Source organism: Pseudomonas sp. NFACC41-3 (assembly GCF_900109505.1).
Lineage (GTDB): Bacteria > Pseudomonadota > Gammaproteobacteria > Pseudomonadales > Pseudomonadaceae > Aquipseudomonas > Aquipseudomonas chlororaphis.
The window spans coordinates 486,870-506,107 of sequence record NZ_FOAE01000003.1; the positions used below are offsets into that span (position 1 = coordinate 486,870).

Sequence of the window (19,238 nt, forward strand, 5' to 3'; positions counted from 1 at the left end):
CGCTCAAACTATCCAGAGTTCGCCCGCATGGGGCGAACTGCAAATTCTGTTGGGAGTTTCGTAAATGGCAGTTGCCTCCGGCGCCTACAAGAAAGCCCTCGAGGGCGACCAGACACCGAAGCAGGTGTTGGTCAAAATCGACCGGGTCACGAAGAAGTTCGACGAGACGATTGCCGTGGACGATGTGTCCCTGGAAATCAAGAAAGGCGAGATCTTCGCCCTGCTCGGCGGTTCTGGCTCGGGTAAGTCCACCCTGCTGCGGATGCTCGCGGGGTTCGAACGGCCCACGGAGGGGCGCATCTACCTGGACGGTGTGGACATCACCGACATGCCGCCCTACGAGCGGCCGATCAACATGATGTTCCAGTCCTATGCCTTGTTCCCGCACATGACCGTGGCGCAGAACATCGCCTTCGGCCTGCAGCAGGACAAGATTCCCAAGGCCGAGATCGATGCCCGCGTGGCCGAGATGCTCAAGCTGGTGCAGATGAGCCAGTACGCCAAGCGCAAGCCGCACCAGCTCTCCGGCGGCCAGCGCCAGCGCGTGGCCCTGGCCCGCTCCCTGGCCAAGCGGCCGAAGCTGCTGCTGCTCGACGAACCCATGGGCGCCCTGGATAAAAAGCTGCGCTCGCAGATGCAACTGGAACTGGTGGAGATCATCGAGCGGGTCGGCGTGACCTGCGTGATGGTGACCCACGACCAGGAAGAGGCCATGACCATGGCCGAGCGCATCGCGATCATGCACCTGGGCTGGATCGCCCAGATCGGCAGCCCGATCGACATCTACGAAACCCCGACCAGCCGCCTGGTCTGCGAGTTCATCGGCAACGTCAACATCTTCGAAGGTGAAGTGATCGACGACGCCGAAGGCCACGCGACCATCACCTGCAAGGACCTGGACCGCAACATCTACGTGGGCCACGGCATCAGCACCTCGGTGCAGGACAAGTCGGTGACCTACGCCATCCGCCCGGAAAAACTCCTGGTGACCCCGGACATGCCGACCTGCGAATACAACTGGTCGAGCGGCAAGGTGCACGACATCGCCTACCTCGGCGGCCACTCGGTGTTCTACGTCGAGCTGCCGAGCGGCAAGCTGGTGCAGTCGTTCGTGGCCAACGCCGAGCGGCGCGGCGCGCGTCCGACCTGGGGCGACCAGGTGTACGTCTGGTGGGAAGACGACAGCGGCGTGGTACTGCGCTCATGAACATGCGAAAGCTCAAGCGCCGCCTCAATCGAATAATTCCCGGTGGCCGCCAGATGGTCATCGGGGTTCCGTTCCTCTGGCTGTTCCTGTTCTTCATGCTGCCGTTCTTCATCGTCCTGAAGATCAGCTTCGCCGAAGCGGACGTGGCCATTCCGCCGTACACCGAGATCTACAGCTTCATCGACCAGAAGCTGCAGGTGCTGCTCAACCTGGGCAACTACGCGATGCTCGGCGACGACGAACTGTATATCGCCGCCTACCTTGGCTCGCTGAAGATGGCGTTCTTCAGCACGCTGCTGTGCCTGCTGATCGGCTACCCGATGGCCTATGCCATCGCCAGCGCCCGCAAAGAGCTGCAGACCGTGCTGGTGCTGCTGATCATGATGCCGACCTGGACCGCGATCCTGATCCGCGTCTATGCCTGGATGGGCATCCTCAGCAACAACGGCCTGCTCAACGGTTTCCTGATGAGCATGGGCTTGATCGACGAGCCGCTGCAGATCCTCAACACCAACCTGGCGGTGTATATCGGCGTGGTCTATTCGTACCTGCCGTTCATGATCCTGCCGCTCTATGCCAACCTGGTGAAGCACGATACCAGCCTGCTGGAAGCCGCTTCGGACCTGGGTTCGAGCACCTTCAACAGTTTCTGGAAAATCACCGTGCCGCTGTCGAAGAACGGCATCATCGCCGGCTGCATGCTGGTGTTCATCCCGGTGGTGGGCGAGTTCGTGATCCCGGAACTGCTCGGCGGTCCGGAAACCCTGATGATCGGTAAAGTGCTCTGGCAAGAGTTCTTCAACAACCGTGACTGGCCGGTGGCATCGGCCCTGGCAGTGGTGATGCTGGCGATCCTGATTGTGCCGATCATTCTCTTCAACCGCAGTCAGGCTAAAGAAATGGAGGGCAAGGAATGAAGCGCTTCAGTTTCTCGAACCTGATGCTGGTGGTGGGCTTGGTGTTCATCTACCTGCCGATGCTGATCCTGGTGATCTACTCGTTCAACGCCTCCAAGCTGGTGACGGTCTGGGGTGGCTGGTCGGTGAAGTGGTACGTCGGGCTGCTGGACAACTCGCAACTGATGGGCTCGGTGGTGCGCTCCCTGGAGATCGCCTGCTACACCGCGATCGCCGCGGTGGCTTTGGGCACCCTGGCGGCCTTCGTCCTGACCCGTATCACCCACTTCAAGGGCCGCACCCTGTTCGGCGGCCTGGTCACCGCGCCGCTGGTGATGCCGGAAGTGATCACCGGCCTGTCGCTGTTGCTGCTGTTCGTGGCCATGGCGCAGATGATCGGCTGGCCGCAGGAGCGTGGCATCGTCACCATCTGGATCGCCCACACCACGTTCTGCGCGGCCTATGTGGCGGTGGTGGTGTCGGCGCGTCTGCGTGAGCTGGACCTGTCCATCGAAGAGGCGGCCATGGACCTGGGCGCGCGGCCGTGGAAGGTGTTCTTCCTGATCACCATCCCGATGATCGCGCCATCGCTGGCGGCCGGCGGCATGATGTCCTTCGCCCTGTCCCTGGACGATCTGGTGCTGGCGAGCTTCGTCTCCGGCCCGGGTTCCACCACCTTGCCGATGGAAGTGTTCTCGGCGGTGCGTCTCGGGGTGAAACCGGAGATCAACGCTGTGGCCAGCCTGATCCTGCTGGCGGTGTCGCTGGTGACCTTCCTCGTCTGGTACTTCAGCCGCCAGGCCGAAGAGCGCCGCAAGCGCGCCATCCAGCAAGCCATCGAAGAGGCCGCGGCCGATTCCTGGAAGCAGCCGGACGTGCGCCGCGCACAGGCCCCGGAAGCGGCCTGATACGCGACAGCCGGAAGGCGTTGACCGCGACAAGACATCGCCCCTGTTCAGGGGCGATGTCGTTTTCGGGGGTAGCCGCTGCCGCAGGCTGCGATCGACCGGAACGGTCGCAGCGGTCTCAAGGTCGCCGAGGTCCTTCGGACCTATCGCAGCCTGCGGCAGCGGCTACAGCAGAAAACGCCTCGGCTCTTCAGCGAGTCGTATGCCGCCAGGGCGTGCAGTGAATAGACATAGGCCGTTCCGGCATTCAGTGAGATGGCGGTGGCCAGGGTGGCGGCAATCTCTTCACGGGTGGCCCCGGCCTTGAGTGCCGCGTCGACTGGATTGCCAGCCAAGCTGGCTGCTGCGGGTCAGGCGTCGTTCACCACGGAGGTTACTGCGCCGTCCGCGCCGGCAACAGCTTCAGGGTGCTGTGGGTATTGGCCGTGACCTCTTCTTCGTTGAAGTGCGCCTGCTGGTACACCCCTTCGATATAGGCCTCGGCCTGGTCCTGATAGTGCTTGTCGAACAGCACGCCGCTTTGCCCGACCGGGTTGACGCTCAGGCTGTGGGCCGGGTCGGCGAAGTCGATCAGACGCCGGGTGGACGGACCATAGGTCACCGGCCAGGGCGCCGGGCCGATCTTGGCCGATTGATTGTTCGGTACTTCGTGGGTGCCCGGCGCGGCGAACGGGCCGACGTTGAACACCCGGTCCAGGGGCTTCTGCAGGCCCAGCGGATGGCCGTGGGTCAGGGTATGCGCCTGGCCCCACAGCCACTTCGTCGAGTCGTCGCCAAAGGTCGCCTTGAGATGAGCGAGGCTGGCGCGCCAGGCGACCCTGACGGTGTCGGCGCGGCTCTCCTGGCCCAGGGTGTTGCGGTTGTCCCACCACGGCGAGTCGGCGGAGGCGGCCAGGCGTGGCAGCGCGGCGTCGATCACCCGGGTGGACAGCAGGGTGTCGAAGAAGGCGTCGCCCAGCTCGTCATGGAAGGCCGCGTCGGTGAGGTTGAACAGGAACTGGTTGAACAGGGTGGCGCTGGTGGAGTCCAGCGGGTAGTCGCCTTTCCACTGCGCCAGTTGCTCCACCAGCTTGAGCTCCTGCGGGTCGCTCACCACCTCGCGCAGGACCGGCAGCAGCGGTGCCAGCAGGCGTGGGCCATAGGCGGTGGTGGTGCCCAGCTGGAGTTTCTGGCTGGCGTCGATATCCCATTTCACACTCTTGTCGCCGAGCTGGCGGTCCAGTTGCTGGCCACGGTCGGCGAGGTTGTAGTAGCCAGGAATCTCCATGCCGGTGGGCGAGACCGGCTGGAAGTTGGCCGAAACGATATAGCCGCGCGCCGGGTTTTCTTCCTGGGGGTTGGCGCTGAACGGGTAGAAGCCCTCTTTGTCCGCCAGCGAGGTGCTGCCGTCGAGGATGAACGTGCCCTTGGCGCCAATCGGGCGCTTCGGCAACAGCGCCGCGGCCCACCAGCCGATGTCGCCCTTGGCATTGGCCCAGACGATGTTCAAGCCCGGCGCCTGGACCTTGGACGCGGCACTGCGGGCCTTGGCCAGGGTGTCGGCGCGGTTGAGCTGGTAGAAGCCGTCAAGGATCGGGTTCGGCGTTTCGAGGAAGGCCCACCACATGGCGATCGGCGTCTTGCCGGCATTGGCCCCGAGCACGTCGTTGACGATCGGCCCGTGGGGCGACTGGCGCAGGATCTGGGTGACCGGCGGCTGGCCCTTCACCGCGATCTGCTGCTCGCTGTTGACCAAGTCGACCCACTTGCCGCGGTACCAGACCTGGTTGGCATTGTTCGGGTTGACCTTCTCGGCGATCAGGTCCAGATCGTCGTTCTGGAACATGGTCAGGCTCCAGCCGAAGTCCAGGTTGTGGCCGAGAAAGGCGAAGGGCACCAGCGCCTGGTGATGACCGTAGAGTTCGAAGCCCGGTGCCGACAGCTGGGCCTCGTACCACACCGACGGCACCGCGAAGCGGATGTGCGGGTCGCCGGCCAGCAATGGCTTGCCGCTCTTGGTGCGGCTGCCGGACACCGCCCAGGCGTTGCTGCCCTCGAATTGCGGCAGGCCGGCGTCGGCCAGGGCCTGTTCGCTCAGCCGGGCTATGGCACCGAGGTCCTGCCAGTCGCTGGCGGCCAGGCTTGGCGCCAGCGGGCCGCGGCCCTTGGCCAGGGCGCCCTTGGGCTGCCAGTCGAGGTCGAAGACTTTCAGATAGTCGCTGCCGAGCTGGTCGCGCACGTAGGTCAGCAGCGGTTCGGTGCGGAAGGCCGCGGCGAAGCTGTAGGCCATGTAGCCGGCCACGCTGATGCTGTCTTCGGCGGTGAAGGAACGCTTGGGAATCCCCAGGACATCAAATTCGATCGGTTGCGGATGGCTGTTCTGATACTGGTTGACCCCGTCCAGGTAGGCTTGCAGGCCCTTCCAGGCAGGGGACTGGCGGTCCAGCCCGGCGACGTAACTGTCGGCGCGTTCGCGGATGCGCAGGCTGCGGAACAGTTTGTCGGTGTCGAGCAGTTTGGGGCCGAGTATCTCGGCCAACTCGCCGCGGGCCAGGCGCCGCATGACTTCCATCTGGAACAGCCGGTCCTGGGCATGGACATAGCCCAGCGCGCGGTACAGGTCGGTTTCGTTTTCCGCGCGGATATGCGGCACGCCGCGTTCGTCGTAGCGCACCGTGACCGAGCCCTGCAGGCGCTCCAGCTCGACCTGGCCCTGGCGCGATGGCTGCTTGCTGTACAGGTACCAGCCCCCTCCGGCAGCAAGGGCGAGGATCAGGACGACGAGTACGGTCAGGCTGCGTTTCATGGCGACTCCTTGTTCTTTCTGCGATTTGCCTGCCGTAGGGAAGGCAAACATTTAGCACAGGCCTTCTGTGCCGGGCATCCGTTGTCTGCGAAAAGTCAGGAATGCCTTAATCCGTCTGTTTCGGCCATGGACAATAACAGCCCACCGCCAAGGTGTGGGTGGCGCTGACCGCGCGGCCTTCGTGCAGGGCCTGGAGGATAGGTTCGATAAAGCTGTTGCTGGAATTGCAGGTCAGGCCTTCGCTGTAGGGGCCGAAGTAGGCCAGGGTGCCGTTGCGGTCCCAGATCGCCACGGCCGGGCTGGCGGGGATCTGCTCCGAGCCGGGCAGGCCGTCGAGGATTTTCAGGCGGCTCAGGGTGGCGGGCAACTGGCCGTGGCTGCCGGCCTTCTGCACCGAGTAGAACTCCACGCCCTGCGGACCGTAGTGTTCGATCAACTCGGCCAGGTGCTGCTGGTTGCCGACATTGCACGGGCAGGCCGGGTCCCAGAAATGCACCAGGCGGATGGCGCCTTCGCCGGCCAGCCCGGGCGGCAGTTGCAGCGGGTCGCCGGAAAACACCGCGGTGTGTTCGCTGAAGGTGCGCAGAAAACGTCCCTGGAACCAGTCGTAGGCGACCCACAGCACCCCGGCGCACAGGAGGGCGAGCAGGCTGGCAAGCAGGGTCGTGCGGTAGGGCAGACGCATACGGATCATTCCTCGAAGGTCGCGTAGCTTGCCATGCTTGCCCCGACAGATGAATATCGCAGGCCGATAAAGCCTGTTTCGCGTTCCGCGCCACCCTGGGAAAACCCTTATGCCTGCGACCTTCGACCCCGACCTTCTGCGCGCCAGCCTGCGGCCCCTGGCCGAGGCGCAACCGCTCTCGGCCCAGGCGCAGGCCTATCAGCGTTTCTATGGGCTGGATCTGCCGGTCAAGCGTGGGCTGGGGCGTTTCGCGGTCGGTGGTTTTGAGGTGGTTGGCCAGGTCTGGTGGCCCGAGCAGCCGGTGGCGACCTTGTTTCTGTTACACGGTTTCTACGATCACATGGGCTTGTACCGGCATGTGATCGAGTGGGCGTTGGAGCGGCAGTGGGCGGTGATTGCCTGCGACTTGCCGGGCCATGGCCTGTCCAGCGGCGAGCGGGCCAGCATCGATGATTTCGCGGTGTACCAGGCGGTGCTGCAAGGCTTGTTCGACGAAGCCAGGTCCCTCGATCTGCCCCAGCCCTGGCACCTGTGCGGGCAAAGCACGGGCGGGGCGATCGTGATCGATCATCTGCTCAACCAGGGCGCGCAGAGCCCGGCCCAGGGCCAGGTGATCCTGCTCTCGCCGCTGGTGCGCCCGCGCGCCTGGGGCTGGTCGAAGCTCAGCTATTACATGCTCCGGCCTTTCGTCAAAGGCATTGCCCGGCGCTTCAGCGAGAACTCCACCGACCCCGATTTCCTGCCGTTCCTGCAGCGCGACCCGTTGCAGCCCCTGCGCTTGCCGACCGCCTGGGTCGGCGCGCTGGCGCAGTGGATCAAGCGCATCGAGCTGGCCCCGCGCAGCAGCCGGCAGCCGCTGATCGTTCAGGGGCAGGCAGACATGACAGTGGATTGGCAGCACAACCTGCAGGTGATCCGGCAGAAGTTCCAGCAGCCCCAGGTGCTGATGCTGCCCGAGGCACGGCATCACCTGGCGAACGAGGCGGCGCGCATTCGCCAGGAATACTTCGCCTTCCTGAACCAGCATCTTTGACGGTATTCACGCGCCTGTAGCCGCTGCCGCAGGCTGCGATCGACCGGCACGGTCGCGCCGATCTTGCGACCACTGAGGTCCTACGGACCTATCGCAGCCTGCGGCAGCGGCTACAAGAGGTGTTTAGGGCGTGAGGCTGGAAGTGCTCTGGCCGACGGCCAGCCCGGCGCGGATCGCGGCGAGGGCGGCCTGGTAGTAGGCCTTGCCTTCGGCGGACTCGGCGAAGTTGGCGAACTCTTCCAGCTCGGGGTCGGACAGGTCGCGATAGACGTACAGCAGGGTGTTGTTCAGGTCGTTGCCGATCTGCGCCATCAGCCGCTGGCGCTGGCCGTTGAGCATGTTCTGCGCCTGGCCGGCACCCAGCAGGCCGGGGATCATCTGGCTCAGGCTGTCGGCAGCCACGCCGGCGATCGCCAGGCTGACTTCCGCACCGGCTTCACGGGCCGGCAGCGCCTGGGCCAGGTGGCCGATGATCAGCTGGCGGGTATCGCTGGCCTGCATCTTCGGCAGGCCCTGGGCGTTTTTCGCCAACTGGTCGCGGCGGGTTGCCAGCAGTTCGGCGGCAACGATCTTGCGCCCCAGCGGCGACTGGAAAAACGCCAGGGCCGGTTTCGGGTCGGTGAGGTTCTGCCGCAACTGCGCCTGGGCGCGGCGGTCCATGGCCTGCGGCGCGAAGCGCTGGTTGCTGTTATTGACCAGGGCCTGATAGACCGCTGGTGGCAGGCTATTCTGGTAACGCTGCTGGGCGGCGGTGAGGGCATCGTTGAAATGCGCGCGTTGTTCCGGCCAGCCGGCGACCTTGTACAACTGGTCGTGGCCGTCTGCCCAGGCGGGCAACACACAGAACATCAACAGTGAAAAAAGCAAACGGCGCATAAGGACTCCTGTCGGCAGCCCACTATTCTCCGGGGCGAGGCGATGGTTGTCGAGAATTCGTATCAGGTTCAGTACGCAAACTGTCCGATCGAACGACGAACAGAGGCGGCGCCAGGCTGCTTGGTCAGAATTATCTCGCGGATCTGTCGAATTCATCTGGGTGTGGATACTATGCGCGCCATGCAAATACCCTCTGATCACCCCCTGCTGTTACGCATTGTCGATGACCTGGCCACCCGTGGCTGGTCGCAGCAGAACATCTTCCTGCCAGAAGCCCTGACCCTGGAGCTGGCGGCCGAGTGCCGTAAGCGCGCGGCCGAAGGCGGGCTGGCGCCAGCGGCGGTTGGCCGTGGCCCGGCGCAGGAGATTCGCGAGGGGATCCGTGGCGATCACATCCAGTGGCTCGAGCCCGGCCAGGCCGACTGCTGTGATACCTACCTGGGCTTGATGGACAGCCTGCGCGAGGCGCTGAACCGTGGGTTGTTCCTCGGCCTGGAAGACTTCGAAAGCCACTTCGCGCTGTACCCGCCAGGGGCGTTCTACCTCAAGCACGTCGACCGTTTCCGCGACGATGACCGGCGCATGGTGTCGGCGGTGATCTACCTCAACCAGGACTGGCTGCCGGAGCAGGGCGGGCAACTGCGCATGTACTTCGATGGCGAGAGCGAATACGACGTGGATCCCGCCGGCGGCCGGCTGGTGGTGTTCCTCTCCGGCGAGGTGCCCCACGAAGTCCTGCCCGCGACTCGGGAGCGCCTGTCCTTGACGGGCTGGTTCCGCCGGCGTGGCAACGAGCCGTTCTGATCATGCACAAGATCCTGGTCAGTCGCTGCCTGTTGGGCCACCGCGTGCGTTACGACGGTGGCGCCAGCGGGCCGTTCGATCAACTGGCGAGCTGGCAGGCCGAGGGCCGGGTGGTTGCGTTGTGCCCGGAAGTCGCCGGCGGCTTGCCGACGCCACGGGCGGCTGCGGAAATACCCGGCGGGCAGGGCGGTGAAGTGCTCGATGGCCTGGCACAGGTCATTACTACCGAGGGCGAGGATGTCAGCGCCGAGTTCCTCAGTGGCGCCCGGCAGGCGCTGGAGTTGGTACGCGAGCACGGGATTCGCATCGCCGTGCTCAAGGCCAACAGCCCGTCCTGCGGCAATCTGCTGACCTATGACGGCAGCTTCAGCGCGGTCAAGGTCAGCGGCGAGGGCGTCACCGCCGCCTTGCTCAAGCGCGCCGGGGTGCAAGTGTTCAGCGAGCTGGAACTGGCCGAGGCCGCCGCGGCCCTGGCGGCGCTCTAGCCCCTGTAGCCGCTGCCGCAGGCTGCGAAAGCTCCGCAGGAGCTCTGCGATATCAAGTTTTCCGCGGCTGCAGCCTGTGGCAGCGACTACCACATCAAGGCTTGGGCGGCTTGCTCGCATCCATGCCGAACCATTTTTCCGACAACGCCATCAACCGACCATCGGCCTTGATGCGTTGCAGCGCGCCATCGAGGCTCGCCTGGAACGCCGGGTTACCTTTCTGGAACGGGATCGCCAGGCTCAGGGTCGGCCCGACCTTGGCGCCTTCCTTCACCGGCAAGCGGCTGTCGCGAATGGCGTAGGGGATCAGCAGGCGGTCGCTGATGGCGGCGTCGAGCTGCTTGTCGGCCACATCCTTGATGGGTTGCTGGGCGTTCGGGTAGCTGCGCAGGTCGATGCCTTCCACGGTGCGTGCCTGCTCGGCGAACTGGCTGCCCTGGGCCACACCGAGGGCCTGGCCCTGGAGCGCCTGCAGGCTGCCCAGCGCGCGCTGTTCTTCCTTGCGTACGATCAATTGTGCGCTGGAATAACTGTAAGGCTCGCTGAAGTCGAAACGATCCTTGAGTTCCGGGGTCATTGCTACGTGATTGATGGCGATGTCGTAGCGGCCGCTTTCGACGCCAGGTAGCAGGTCGGCAGCGTCGGCGACCACGAAGTCCGCCCGCACATCCAGTTCCCGGGCGAGCAGTTGGCCCAGCTCGACTTCGAAGCCGGTGAGTTTGCCGTCGTCCTTGAAATTGAAGGGCGGGGTGTTGGCTTCCAGCGCGATACGCAGTTCCCCGCGATCGTTCACATCGTCGATCAGTTCGGCTTGAGCGTAAGTGCTCACAAGAGGTAGCAAAAGTATCAGGCCAGGCAGGAAACGCATGGTCACTCCTTGAATTTATATGTGCGATGCGCTGTTCAGGCTCGCTTTGCTATGGTGTTGATTGCCCTTCGACAACGATATGCCACGAAGTTGTCATAACCGTACCGATTTTGCGGAAAAACTGGAGAGTAGAATGAAAACCTTTATATCTCGTGCTGCATTGGCCGGCCTGATGCTGGGGGCTTCGATGCTGGCTTGTGCGGCGGATATTCCTCGCACCAAGGCGCCGGAAGGCGCTTCTGTATTTATCGTCACCCCGGTCAATGGCGATACCGTGGCCAAGACCTTCAAGGTCAAGTTCGGCGTCAGCGACATCTCCCTGGCGCCCGCCGGCGACCAGACTCCGCACACCGGGCACCACCACCTGCTGGTCGACGTCGACAAACTGCCAGCCGAAAACATGCCGATCCCGGCCGACGCCCAGCATATCCACTTCGGCAAGGCCCAGACCGAAACCGAGCTGACCCTGGCCCCGGGCAAGCACACCCTGCAGCTGGAGCTGGGCGACAAGAACCACGTGCCGTTCGACCCGCCAATCGTTTCGGAAAAGATCACCATCACCGTCAAGTAAGCGCGGACGGTAAAAACTGCCTGTAAACGAAACTGCCTGTAAACAAAAAGGGAGGCCCCAGGGCCTCCCTTTTTATTGCCAGCGAGTGCTTAGAACAGCACGCGGCTGCGGATGGTGCCGTTGACGTGTTGCAGCTTCTCTTGCGCCAGCTCCGAGTATTCGGCGTCGACGTCGATCACCACGTAGCCCACCTTCTCGTTGGTCTGCAGGAACTGACCGGAGATGTTGATGCCGTTTTCGGCGAAGACCTTGTTGATCTCGCTCATCACACCCGGGATGTTCTCGTGGATGTGCAGCAGGCGGTGCTTGCCAGGGTGAGCCGGCAGGGCCACTTCCGGGAAGTTCACGGACGATACCGAAGTACCGTTGTCGCTGTACTTGACCAGCTTCTCCGCCACTTCCAGGCCGATGTTGGCCTGGGCTTCGGCGGTCGAGCCGCCGATGTGCGGGGTCAGGATCACGTTGTCCAGGCCACGCAGCGGGCTTTCGAACTCTTCGTCGTTGGAGCGTGGCTCCACCGGGAACACGTCGATGGCGGCGCCGATCAGGTGCTTGTCCTTGATCGCTGCGGCCAGGTGGTCCAGCTCGACCACGGTGCCGCGGGCGGCGTTGATCAGGATGCCGCCTTTCTTGATGGCGCGGATTTCCTTCTCGCCGATCATCCACTGGGTGGCAGCGGTTTCCGGAACGTGCAGGGTGACGATGTCGGACATGCCCAGCAGCTCGTGCAGGTTGCCGACCTGAGTGGCGTTACCCAGCGGCAGCTTGGTCACGGTGTCGTAGAAGAACACCTGCATGCCCAGGCCTTCGGCCAGGACCGACAGTTGGGTGCCGATCGAGCCGTAGCCGACGATGCCCAGCTTCTTGCCACGGATCTCGAAGGAGTTGGCCGCGCTCTTGATCCAGCCGCCACGGTGGCAGGAGGCGTTCTTCTCCGGGATACCGCGCAGCAGCAGGATCGCTTCGGCCAGCACCAGTTCGGCTACGGAACGGGTGTTGGAGTACGGTGCGTTGAACACCGCGATGCCGCGCTCGCGAGCCGCGTCGAGGTCGACCTGGTTGGTGCCGATGCAGAAGCAGCCAACAGCGACGAGCTTCTTCGCGTGATCGAAGATTTCTTCAGTCAGCTGGGTGCGGGAGCGAATGCCGATGAAGTGCGCATCGGCGATCTTTTCCTTCAGCTGGGCTTCCGGCAGAGAACCGGTGAGGTACTCGATACTGGTGTAGCCCGCGGCCTTGAGGACGTCGACAGCCGATTGGTGGACGCCTTCGAGAAGAAGGAACTTGATCTTGCTCTTATCGAGAGAAGTCTTGCTCATCTGCGTAAACCTGTGTCCCGGAGAAAAATGGCAGGAAATGGTCAACAGATGCTGACCCGGACGGCAGGAAAGCCGTCGCCGCAGAACGCCCTTCGGCACTATTCTGCGGGGGGTCGTATGCTAGCATACGGACCCCGCGAAACACTCGTTCCTGCGACGTGAAGCGTTCTCAGGATGACCATGAATTGTTCGAGAGTTCTGTCGATGACCAATCCTGCGCTGATTGATGAGCTGAAGACCCTGGTCGAGGCTGGCAAGGTCCTGACCGATGCCGACTCCCTGAATGCTTACGGCAAGGATTGGACCAAACACTTCGCCCCGGCGCCGAGCGCCATCGTCTTTCCCAAGACCATCGAGCAGGTCCAGGCCATCGTGCGCTGGGCCAACCGGCACCAGGTCGCGCTGGTGCCGTCCGGCGGCCGCACCGGCCTGTCGGCCGCCGCCGTGGCGGCCAATGGCGAAGTGGTGGTGTCTTTCGACTACATGAACCAGATCCTCGACCTGAACCTGACCGACCGCACCGCGGTCTGCCAGCCGGGCGTGGTGACCGAGCAGTTGCAGAACCGCGCCGAAGAAAGCGGCCTGTATTACCCGGTGGACTTCGCTTCCGCCGGTTCCAGCCAGATTGGCGGCAATATCGCCACCAATGCCGGCGGGATCAAGGTGATTCGCTACGGCATGACCCGCAACTGGGTGGCCGGCCTGAAAGTGGTCACCGGCAAGGGCGACCTGCTGGAGCTGAACAAGGACCTGGTCAAGAACGCCACCGGCTATGACCTGCGCCAGCTGTTCATCGGCGCCGAGGGCACCCTGGGCTTCGTGGTCGAGGCCACCATGCGCCTGGAACGCGCGCCGAACAACCTCACGGCGATGGTGCTCGGTACGCCGGATTTCGACTCGATCATGCCGGTGCTGCATGCCTTCCAGGGCAAGCTCGACCTGACCGCCTTCGAATTTTTCTCCGACAAGGCCCTGGCCAAGATCCTCGGCCGCGGCGACGTCCCAGCGCCGTTCGAGACCGACTGCCCCTTCTATGTGCTGCTGGAGTTCGAAGCCAGCAACGAGGACGTGGCCAACGACGCCCTGGCCACCTTCGAGCATTGCGTGGAGCAGGGCTGGGTGCTGGACGGCGTGATGAGCCAGAGCGAGCAGCAACTGCAGAACCTGTGGAAGTTGCGCGAGTACATCTCCGAGACCATCTCGCACTGGACCCCGTACAAGAACGACATTTCGGTCACGGTTTCGAAGGTGCCGGCTTTCCTGAAGGATATTGACGCGATCGTCGCGCAAAACTACCCGGACTTCGAAGTGGTCTGGTATGGCCATATCGGTGACGGCAACCTGCACCTGAACATCCTCAAGCCGGACGACCTGAGCAAGGACGAGTTCTTCGCCAAGTGCGCCACCGTCAACAAGTGGGTGTTCGAGACTGTCGAGAAGTACAACGGCTCGATTTCCGCCGAGCACGGGGTGGGCATGACCAAGCGCGATTACCTGACCTACAGCCGTTCGCCGGTGGAAATCGACTACATGAAGGCGGTCAAGGCGGTGTTCGACCCGAACGGCATCATGAACCCGGGCAAGATTTTCGCTGTTTGACCCCAGGGTCACTCAAGCAGCGGTACCTGATGAACCAAACGAGCAGGAGTCGGTAATGAGCTATCAGCACCAGTATGTCGACGGTACCCGTATTCATTTCCCGGTCGGCAAGATCGTGTGTATCGGGCGCAACTATGCCGAGCACGCCAAGGAACTGGACAATCCGGTGCCGAGCGAGCCGCTGCTGTTTATCAAGCCGGGCAGTTGCGTGGTGCCGCTGGAAGGCGGTTTTGCCATCCCCACCGAGCGTGGCTCTGTGCATTACGAGGCGGAAATCGCGGTATTGATCGGCAAGCCGCTGTCGACCCAGCCCAGCCGTGAAGAAGTGCTGGATGCCATTTCCGGTTTCGCCCCGGCCCTGGACCTGACCCTGCGCGACAAGCAGGCCGAGCTCAAGGCCAAGGGCCTGCCGTGGGAAATCTCCAAGTGCTTCGACGGCGCCTGCGTGCTGGCGCCCTTTGTGGTCGGCAGTACGTTCCCGGACCTGACCGACATCAATATTCGCCTGACCATCAACGGCGAGGTCCGCCAGGACGGCAACAGCAGCATCATGCTCAACCCGATCGTACCGATGATCCAGTACATGGCCGGCTGCTTCTCCCTGCAGGCGGGCGACGTGATCCTGACCGGTACGCCGGTGGGCGTCGGTCCGCTGAACGTGGGCGACGAGCTGGTGCTGGAGCTGCCGGGCGTCAGCCGCTTCGAGAGTCGCGTTAGCTGATCCAGTGGTTTTCGACGCGAGGCCCGCCTGCAATGGGCGGGCCTCTTCAGCGAAAGTACCGGCGCTGGGGCATTTCCGACCTTTTGCCGTTTTTTTCACATCCGTTCTGGATAATTTTCCGATTACAGACGTCTGAGTCTGCCCCGATGTGCTATTACCCATAGCTGGTTTTCTGGAACGCGTCCCATGTCCGTGCCTCACACCCCCGAGCTTCACACTGTTCGCCGCCGCGGATTGTTCGCCATGCGCTGGTACTCCTGGCTGCTGCTGTCAGGCGTGGTGATGTATGGCGTCGCGATCGCCATGCACTGGGACGACCGTGGCCTGCTCTGGGTGCTGGAGCGTTTCGAAACCCCGGCCGAGCGCCAGGAAAGTGTCTGGCTGCCGGATTACCGCGCGGTCATCGACGCCAAGGTACTGCCGGGCATGGAGAAGGACGAGGCCTCCGACCTGGCCTACAACCCGCAGACCAAGACCCTGTTTTCGGTGATGGGCAAGAACCCGTTCCTGGTCGAGTTGAACCTGCAGGGCGATGTGCTGCGCAAGATGCCGCTGGTGGGCTGGAGCAACCCGGAAGGGGTGACGGTCATGGGGAACGGCCTGCTGGGGATTGTCGACGAGCGCGATCACCTGCTGACCATCGTCAAGGTGGATGCCAATACCCGCGAGCTGAATATTTCCGACTTCCCGAAATACGACCTGGGGCCTTCGCAGGACCAGAACAAGGCATTCGAGGCCGTGGCCTGGGATGCACGCAAGCAGCAGCTACTGCTGGGCGAGGAGCGTCCGCCGGCACTGTTCACCTGGAACAGCGACGGCAGCCAGACCCTCAAGGGTGACAAGCAGAAACTGGAAAGCGATGAGCTGGATCTGCGCAACCTGTCCGCCCTGAGCATCGACCCTCGCACCGGTCATACCCTGGTGCTATCCGCCGATTCGCACATGTTGCTGGAGCTGGACGAAACCGGCGAGCAGGTCAGCTTCATGACCTTGCTGGGCGGTTTCAATGGCCTCAAAGACACCATTCCACGGGCCGAGGGCGTGGCCATGGATGAGCAGGGCAATCTGTACATGGTCAGCGAACCCAACCTGTTCTATCGCTTTGAGAAGCACTGATTCAGAGGTTTCTGGCGGCAAAAGGCCATAATCCGGCATACGCCCGCTGCGATTAAGTTTAAATTCATCCGGCCGTGATATTTCATCCGCCTGATTTGTATTTGAGCTTGCCACCATGCGTCGACTCGCCTATCCCAAACCGCTGTTCCTCCTCCTGTGTTTTATCGTGCTGGTGCTGCTGGGCATTGCCGGGCAGCACCACCGCTACTTCGAGCGCCTGTGGTTCAACTGGCGGGTCATGTCGCAGCCAGCCAACACCGACGCCATTGGCCTGGATGGCTATCGGGTGACCCTCGAAGCACAAAAGATCGAAGGCCTGGATGACGTCTCGGCGCTGACTTACGATCCGGTGCGCAAAAGCCTGTTCACCGTGACCAACAAGAATGCCGAGCTGATCGAGCTGTCGCTCGACGGGCGCATCCTGCGGCGCATCGCCCTGACCGGGTTTGGCGACCCGGAAGCGGTCGAGTTCATCAGCGCCGACACCTATGTGATCACCGACGAGCGCCAGCAGCGGCTGATCAAGATCCATCTGGAGGAGGACACGGTGTTCCTCGACGCGGCGGACGCCGAGCAGATGACCCTGGGCGTGCATATGAGCGGCAACAAGGGCTTCGAGGGCCTGGCCTACGATTCGGTGGGCAAGCGCCTGTTCGTCGCCAAGGAACGCGACCCGATGCTGATCTACGAGGTCAAGGGTTTCCCGCATTACGACCCGGAGAAATCCTACGCGGTGCATGTGGTCAACAACCCCAAGCGCGATGCCGGGTTGTTCGTGCGTGACCTGTCCAGCCTGCAATACGACGAGCGCACCGGGCATCTGCTGGCGCTGTCGGATGAGTCGTGGCTGGTGCTGGAACTGGACGTGGATGGCCGGCCCCTGAGCACCATGTCGCTGCGCAAGGGCCGGCAAGGCTTGCAGGCCACGGTGCCGCAGGCCGAAGGCATTGCCATGGACGACGACGGCACCCTGTACCTGGTCAGCGAACCGAACCTGTTCTACGTCTTCAAGAAACCCGCCCAGTAACCCCGTAACCCTGTAGCCGCTGCCGAGCCCGCGAGGCTGCGCCCGGGCGCGCAGCGGCCGTAAAACCAGGCGACCTTTCTGTTCAGGCAATTCGCATACCCCGAACCTGCGAGGACTGCGTCGCAATACCGCCCACCTCGTACGCAGGCTCGCAGGTTCGGCAGCGGCTACCCAAGTGCGTTCAAAACTGCCATTGCACGCCGAGGGAGTAGCCGGTCTGGCTGCCTTCGGCATGACCGAGCCGGCCGCTGACCTCGGCGTACAGCCCCAGCTGCGGGGTGATCGCCAGCTGGCTGCCGAGCTGGGCGCGGCCGAAGCTCTTGTCCACGCCGCCCAGGCGAGCCACGCGCACTTGACCATCGGCGCGGCTGGTCAGGTCCAGGTCGTCCAGGCGGCCATCCGCCAACTCCTTGACCCAGGCCAGGTCGCCATAAGGCAGCAAGCTCATGCCATAAGGCAGGGCCACGGCACCGCGAACACGCCAGCCGAGGCTGGCTTCCAGCGAATCGAATGACTGCTCCTCATAACTCAGCGCCGTGCGCAGGTCCTGTTTCTCGTGGAAGCGGTCGATGCGGTAGTGGGTGTAATCCAGGCCGGCGAAGGGGCCGCTCTTGATCGCACCGAAGTCGAAGTCGTAACCGCCGAGCACGCGGGCGCCCAGGGTCAGGGCGTCGGTATCGCCCGTCAGTTTCTGGTTCAGCAGCACCGGGCCGCCATTGGCCTGGATCACCAGGTTGCGCTTGGACTCGAAACGGGTGCGACCGACGCTCAGGTCGCCGGCCAGCCATTGCGGGCCGCCATCGTTGAGCAAGGCGTAGACCGCCGCCTGCCAGGTGTCGCTGTCGAGCTTGCCGCGGTGCTCGAGCTTGTCGCGACCGTTCTGGTAGCTGAGGCTGGCGCCGACGTTCAGGCTCGAATTGAGCTGGTAGTCGCCCAAGGCATGCACCCCCAGCCGACGCGCCTCGGGATTGGGCGCGCTGTCGAAACCGCTGTCGGGGCTGTATTCGCCGTCGATGCCGATCTCGCCATCGAAACTGCCGACTTCCCGTCCCATCGCCTGCAAGGTCAGCCAGCGCCGGTCGTGCAGCCGGACCATGGCCTGATGCTGGCGTTGCAGATGATCCTGCTGGTTGCGCGCCACGGCTCCGCCGGAAGCGGTGGAGGCCAGCAGGTCGGCATTGGTCAGCTCCAGGACCAGGCGGCTGAGCAGGCGCGAGTAATCGCGCAGGCGCTGGTCGATGCGTTCCTGGCCGAAGGCGTTGGTCAGCACCGCCTTATTGTCCTCGGCGGGATCGTGCCAGGTGGAGCCGCCGGGGATGGCCGGGTTGGTGGTCTGGGTATAGCCGTCCAGGTCGCCGATTTCCCAGTGGGTGGCCTCGATGTAGAGAATCGGGATGTTCAGCCCTTCGAAGGCTTCGCCGTCGCTGCAGCAGCCGGTGCCCGCCGGGTATGCCGGGTCGAGGCCGGGGTTGGTGAACAGATTGATCTGCAGTTCCCTGGCGATCCGCAGGGTATGTTCGCGCAACGAGGCCAGGGCCGGGTTGGCGCTGCTGTTCTGGCCGGCGTGGGCATACATCATGTCGCCGGTGATCAGGCTGTCGAGGTTGATCATGGCCAGCATGTTGGCGCGCTGGCTGGCGCTGAGGGCGTCGACGAACGCCCTGGAACCACGCAGGCCTTCCTCTTCAGCGCCGAAGCCGACTACCTGCAAGCCGTTTTCCAGCTGCAGCCCGCCGAGGTTGCGGGCGATTTCGGTCAGCACGCTGGCGCCGGAACCGTTGTCGTCCAGGCCTTGCAGGGTCGGGCGGCCGAAATAGGTATCGAAGTGCGCGCCGACCACCACGTATTGCGGCTTGGTCCCGGCGGCGTAGGCCACCACGTTTTGCGAGCTGCGGCTGTTGCCGCCGGCGGTCCAGGAAAAGTCCTGGCGGCTGATGCCGTAGGCACTGCCCATCTGGCTCTGCATCCAGTCGGCGGCACCGGCGAAGTTGGCGGTGCCACGGTAGCGGCCGGGGTAGTCGTTGATCAGTTTGTCGAGGGTGGTGGCGGCGTGTTCGCCGTATTCATAGGCGAAGGCCTGGGTGGACAGCAGAACGCTGGCGAGACTGACGGCAAGCGTGAGGGGCTTGAGCACGGTGATCTTCCTTGAGGGATGAAAAAACGGGGGCAGTTGCACAATGCGCGCCTCATTCCTTGGGCGACCTTGTATTGGCGCATTGCTTAAACCGAACGTCGCCTGGCGCTAATTTGTAACGGATTTGATACCGGAAGTCCTGGGCTGCACTGAGACCTGGTGCGCGAATCCGGATATTTCTGCGGCTAAATGCAGCGAAAAGTA

17 protein-coding genes are annotated in these 19,238 nt (G+C 63.5%); 11 read left to right on the plus strand and 6 right to left on the minus strand.

Going from position 1 to position 19,238, the window contains the following annotated elements; genetic code table 11:
• The first annotated feature begins 64 nt into the window (after positions 1-64).
• From potA to BMY68_RS16520, 3 genes are read left to right on the plus strand one after another with little or no spacing between them, the layout of a single operon-like run.
• Positions 65-1,207, plus strand: coding sequence for an ABC transporter ATP-binding protein (gene potA / locus BMY68_RS16510; RefSeq protein WP_007928322.1), 1,143 nt, complete (start codon positions 65-67; stop codon positions 1,205-1,207).
• Between the two features lie 35 nt (positions 1,208-1,242).
• Positions 1,243-2,124: an ABC transporter permease subunit gene (locus BMY68_RS16515; RefSeq protein WP_169916015.1), complete on the plus strand. Its 882-nt coding sequence runs from the start codon at positions 1,243-1,245 to the stop codon at positions 2,122-2,124.
• Positions 2,121-3,011, plus strand: coding sequence for an ABC transporter permease subunit (locus tag BMY68_RS16520; protein WP_009046085.1), 891 nt, complete (start codon positions 2,121-2,123; stop codon positions 3,009-3,011). Before BMY68_RS16515 ends, BMY68_RS16520 begins: the two co-directional genes overlap by 4 nt.
• Positions 3,012-3,384: 373 nt before the next feature.
• On the opposite strand, the gene BMY68_RS16530 is transcribed toward BMY68_RS16520, so the two are convergent.
• Complete coding sequence (locus BMY68_RS16530; RefSeq protein WP_085532942.1) at positions 3,385-5,796, minus strand: penicillin acylase family protein; 2,412 nt, start codon at positions 5,794-5,796, stop codon at positions 3,385-3,387.
• Positions 5,797-5,902: 106 nt separating this feature from the next.
• On the minus strand, positions 5,903-6,481 hold the full coding sequence (locus tag BMY68_RS16535) for a DUF6436 domain-containing protein (protein WP_007932728.1): 579 nt from the start codon (positions 6,479-6,481) through the stop codon (positions 5,903-5,905).
• Positions 6,482-6,590: 109 nt separating this feature from the next.
• Here BMY68_RS16535 and BMY68_RS16540 point away from each other — a divergent pair, with 109 nt between their 5' ends.
• Positions 6,591-7,514 carry a phospholipase BipL gene (locus tag BMY68_RS16540; protein ID WP_009046082.1) on the plus strand — a complete coding sequence of 308 codons (924 nt, stop codon included), beginning with the start codon at positions 6,591-6,593 and terminating at the stop codon, positions 7,512-7,514.
• A gap of 123 nt (positions 7,515-7,637) precedes the next feature.
• Here BMY68_RS16540 and BMY68_RS16545 read toward each other — a convergent pair whose 3' ends face one another.
• A complete protein-coding gene (locus BMY68_RS16545) occupies positions 7,638-8,390 on the minus strand; it encodes a DUF2059 domain-containing protein (RefSeq protein WP_085532944.1) in 753 nt (250 codons plus the stop codon).
• Between the two features lie 171 nt (positions 8,391-8,561).
• On the opposite strand from BMY68_RS16545, the gene BMY68_RS16550 reads away from it, so the two are divergent.
• Both BMY68_RS16550 and BMY68_RS16555 read left to right on the plus strand, forming a co-directional pair.
• The gene (locus tag BMY68_RS16550; protein WP_085532946.1) at positions 8,562-9,194 is read left to right on the plus strand and encodes a 2OG-Fe(II) oxygenase; all 633 of its coding nucleotides are present in this window, start codon (positions 8,562-8,564) and stop codon (positions 9,192-9,194) included.
• A gap of 2 nt (positions 9,195-9,196) precedes the next feature.
• Positions 9,197-9,679 (plus strand): 2-thiouracil desulfurase family protein, encoded by a 483-nt coding sequence (locus BMY68_RS16555; protein WP_085532947.1) that lies wholly within the window; start codon positions 9,197-9,199, stop codon positions 9,677-9,679.
• Positions 9,680-9,773: 94 nt separating this feature from the next.
• On the opposite strand, the gene BMY68_RS16560 is transcribed toward BMY68_RS16555, so the two are convergent.
• Positions 9,774-10,547, minus strand: a complete 774-nt coding sequence (locus tag BMY68_RS16560) for a transporter substrate-binding domain-containing protein (RefSeq protein WP_009046078.1) — start codon at positions 10,545-10,547, stop codon at positions 9,774-9,776.
• Between the two features lie 133 nt (positions 10,548-10,680).
• Between BMY68_RS16560 and BMY68_RS16565 the strand changes: the two genes are divergently transcribed.
• Positions 10,681-11,118: a DUF4399 domain-containing protein gene (locus BMY68_RS16565; RefSeq protein ID WP_009046077.1), complete on the plus strand. Its 438-nt coding sequence runs from the start codon at positions 10,681-10,683 to the stop codon at positions 11,116-11,118.
• A gap of 89 nt (positions 11,119-11,207) precedes the next feature.
• Here the strand turns inward: BMY68_RS16565 and serA are convergent, their stop codons facing one another.
• A complete protein-coding gene (gene serA, locus BMY68_RS16570; protein ID WP_007932850.1) occupies positions 11,208-12,437 on the minus strand; it encodes a phosphoglycerate dehydrogenase in 1,230 nt (409 codons plus the stop codon).
• Between the two features lie 204 nt (positions 12,438-12,641).
• Here serA and BMY68_RS16575 point away from each other — a divergent pair, with 204 nt between their 5' ends.
• From BMY68_RS16575 to BMY68_RS16590, 4 genes are all read left to right on the plus strand, one after another.
• Positions 12,642-14,036: an FAD-binding oxidoreductase gene (locus tag BMY68_RS16575; RefSeq protein WP_085532949.1), complete on the plus strand. Its 1,395-nt coding sequence runs from the start codon at positions 12,642-12,644 to the stop codon at positions 14,034-14,036.
• Positions 14,037-14,091: 55 nt separating this feature from the next.
• Positions 14,092-14,757 (plus strand): fumarylacetoacetate hydrolase family protein, encoded by a 666-nt coding sequence (locus tag BMY68_RS16580; protein WP_053263025.1) that lies wholly within the window; start codon positions 14,092-14,094, stop codon positions 14,755-14,757.
• A 186-nt stretch (positions 14,758-14,943) separates the two neighbouring features.
• Complete coding sequence (locus BMY68_RS16585) at positions 14,944-15,873, plus strand: SdiA-regulated domain-containing protein (RefSeq protein ID WP_009046074.1); 930 nt, start codon at positions 14,944-14,946, stop codon at positions 15,871-15,873.
• Between the two features lie 115 nt (positions 15,874-15,988).
• Positions 15,989-16,900, plus strand: a complete 912-nt coding sequence (locus BMY68_RS16590; RefSeq protein WP_009046073.1) for an SdiA-regulated domain-containing protein — start codon at positions 15,989-15,991, stop codon at positions 16,898-16,900.
• A gap of 181 nt (positions 16,901-17,081) precedes the next feature.
• Here the strand turns inward: BMY68_RS16590 and BMY68_RS16595 are convergent, their stop codons facing one another.
• Complete coding sequence (locus BMY68_RS16595) at positions 17,082-19,034, minus strand: autotransporter domain-containing protein (protein ID WP_085532951.1); 1,953 nt, start codon at positions 19,032-19,034, stop codon at positions 17,082-17,084.
• Positions 19,035-19,238: the final 204 nt, after the last annotated feature.

What these genes read in the sequence shown, in the direction of transcription:
- BMY68_RS16590 (WP_009046073.1), top strand. Translation starts at nt 15,989, where the DNA reads ATGCGTCGACTCGCCTATCCCAAACCGCTGTTCCTCCTCCTGTGTTTT.
- BMY68_RS16530 (WP_085532942.1), bottom strand. Translation starts at nt 5,796, where the DNA reads ATGAAACGCAGCCTGACCGTACTCGTCGTCCTGATCCTCGCCCTTGCT.
- BMY68_RS16550 (WP_085532946.1), top strand. Translation starts at nt 8,562, where the DNA reads ATGCGCGCCATGCAAATACCCTCTGATCACCCCCTGCTGTTACGCATT.
- BMY68_RS16540 (WP_009046082.1), top strand. Translation starts at nt 6,591, where the DNA reads ATGCCTGCGACCTTCGACCCCGACCTTCTGCGCGCCAGCCTGCGGCCC.
- BMY68_RS16545 (WP_085532944.1), bottom strand. Translation starts at nt 8,390, where the DNA reads ATGCGCCGTTTGCTTTTTTCACTGTTGATGTTCTGTGTGTTGCCCGCC.
- BMY68_RS16535 (WP_007932728.1), bottom strand. Translation starts at nt 6,481, where the DNA reads ATGCGTCTGCCCTACCGCACGACCCTGCTTGCCAGCCTGCTCGCCCTC.
- BMY68_RS16560 (WP_009046078.1), bottom strand. Translation starts at nt 10,547, where the DNA reads ATGCGTTTCCTGCCTGGCCTGATACTTTTGCTACCTCTTGTGAGCACT.
- BMY68_RS16580 (WP_053263025.1), top strand. Translation starts at nt 14,092, where the DNA reads ATGAGCTATCAGCACCAGTATGTCGACGGTACCCGTATTCATTTCCCG.
- BMY68_RS16520 (WP_009046085.1), top strand. Translation starts at nt 2,121, where the DNA reads ATGAAGCGCTTCAGTTTCTCGAACCTGATGCTGGTGGTGGGCTTGGTG.
- serA (WP_007932850.1), bottom strand. Translation starts at nt 12,437, where the DNA reads ATGAGCAAGACTTCTCTCGATAAGAGCAAGATCAAGTTCCTTCTTCTC.
- BMY68_RS16565 (WP_009046077.1), top strand. Translation starts at nt 10,681, where the DNA reads ATGAAAACCTTTATATCTCGTGCTGCATTGGCCGGCCTGATGCTGGGG.
- BMY68_RS16555 (WP_085532947.1), top strand. Translation starts at nt 9,197, where the DNA reads ATGCACAAGATCCTGGTCAGTCGCTGCCTGTTGGGCCACCGCGTGCGT.
- BMY68_RS16575 (WP_085532949.1), top strand. Translation starts at nt 12,642, where the DNA reads ATGACCAATCCTGCGCTGATTGATGAGCTGAAGACCCTGGTCGAGGCT.
- potA (WP_007928322.1), top strand. Translation starts at nt 65, where the DNA reads ATGGCAGTTGCCTCCGGCGCCTACAAGAAAGCCCTCGAGGGCGACCAG.
- BMY68_RS16585 (WP_009046074.1), top strand. Translation starts at nt 14,944, where the DNA reads ATGTCCGTGCCTCACACCCCCGAGCTTCACACTGTTCGCCGCCGCGGA.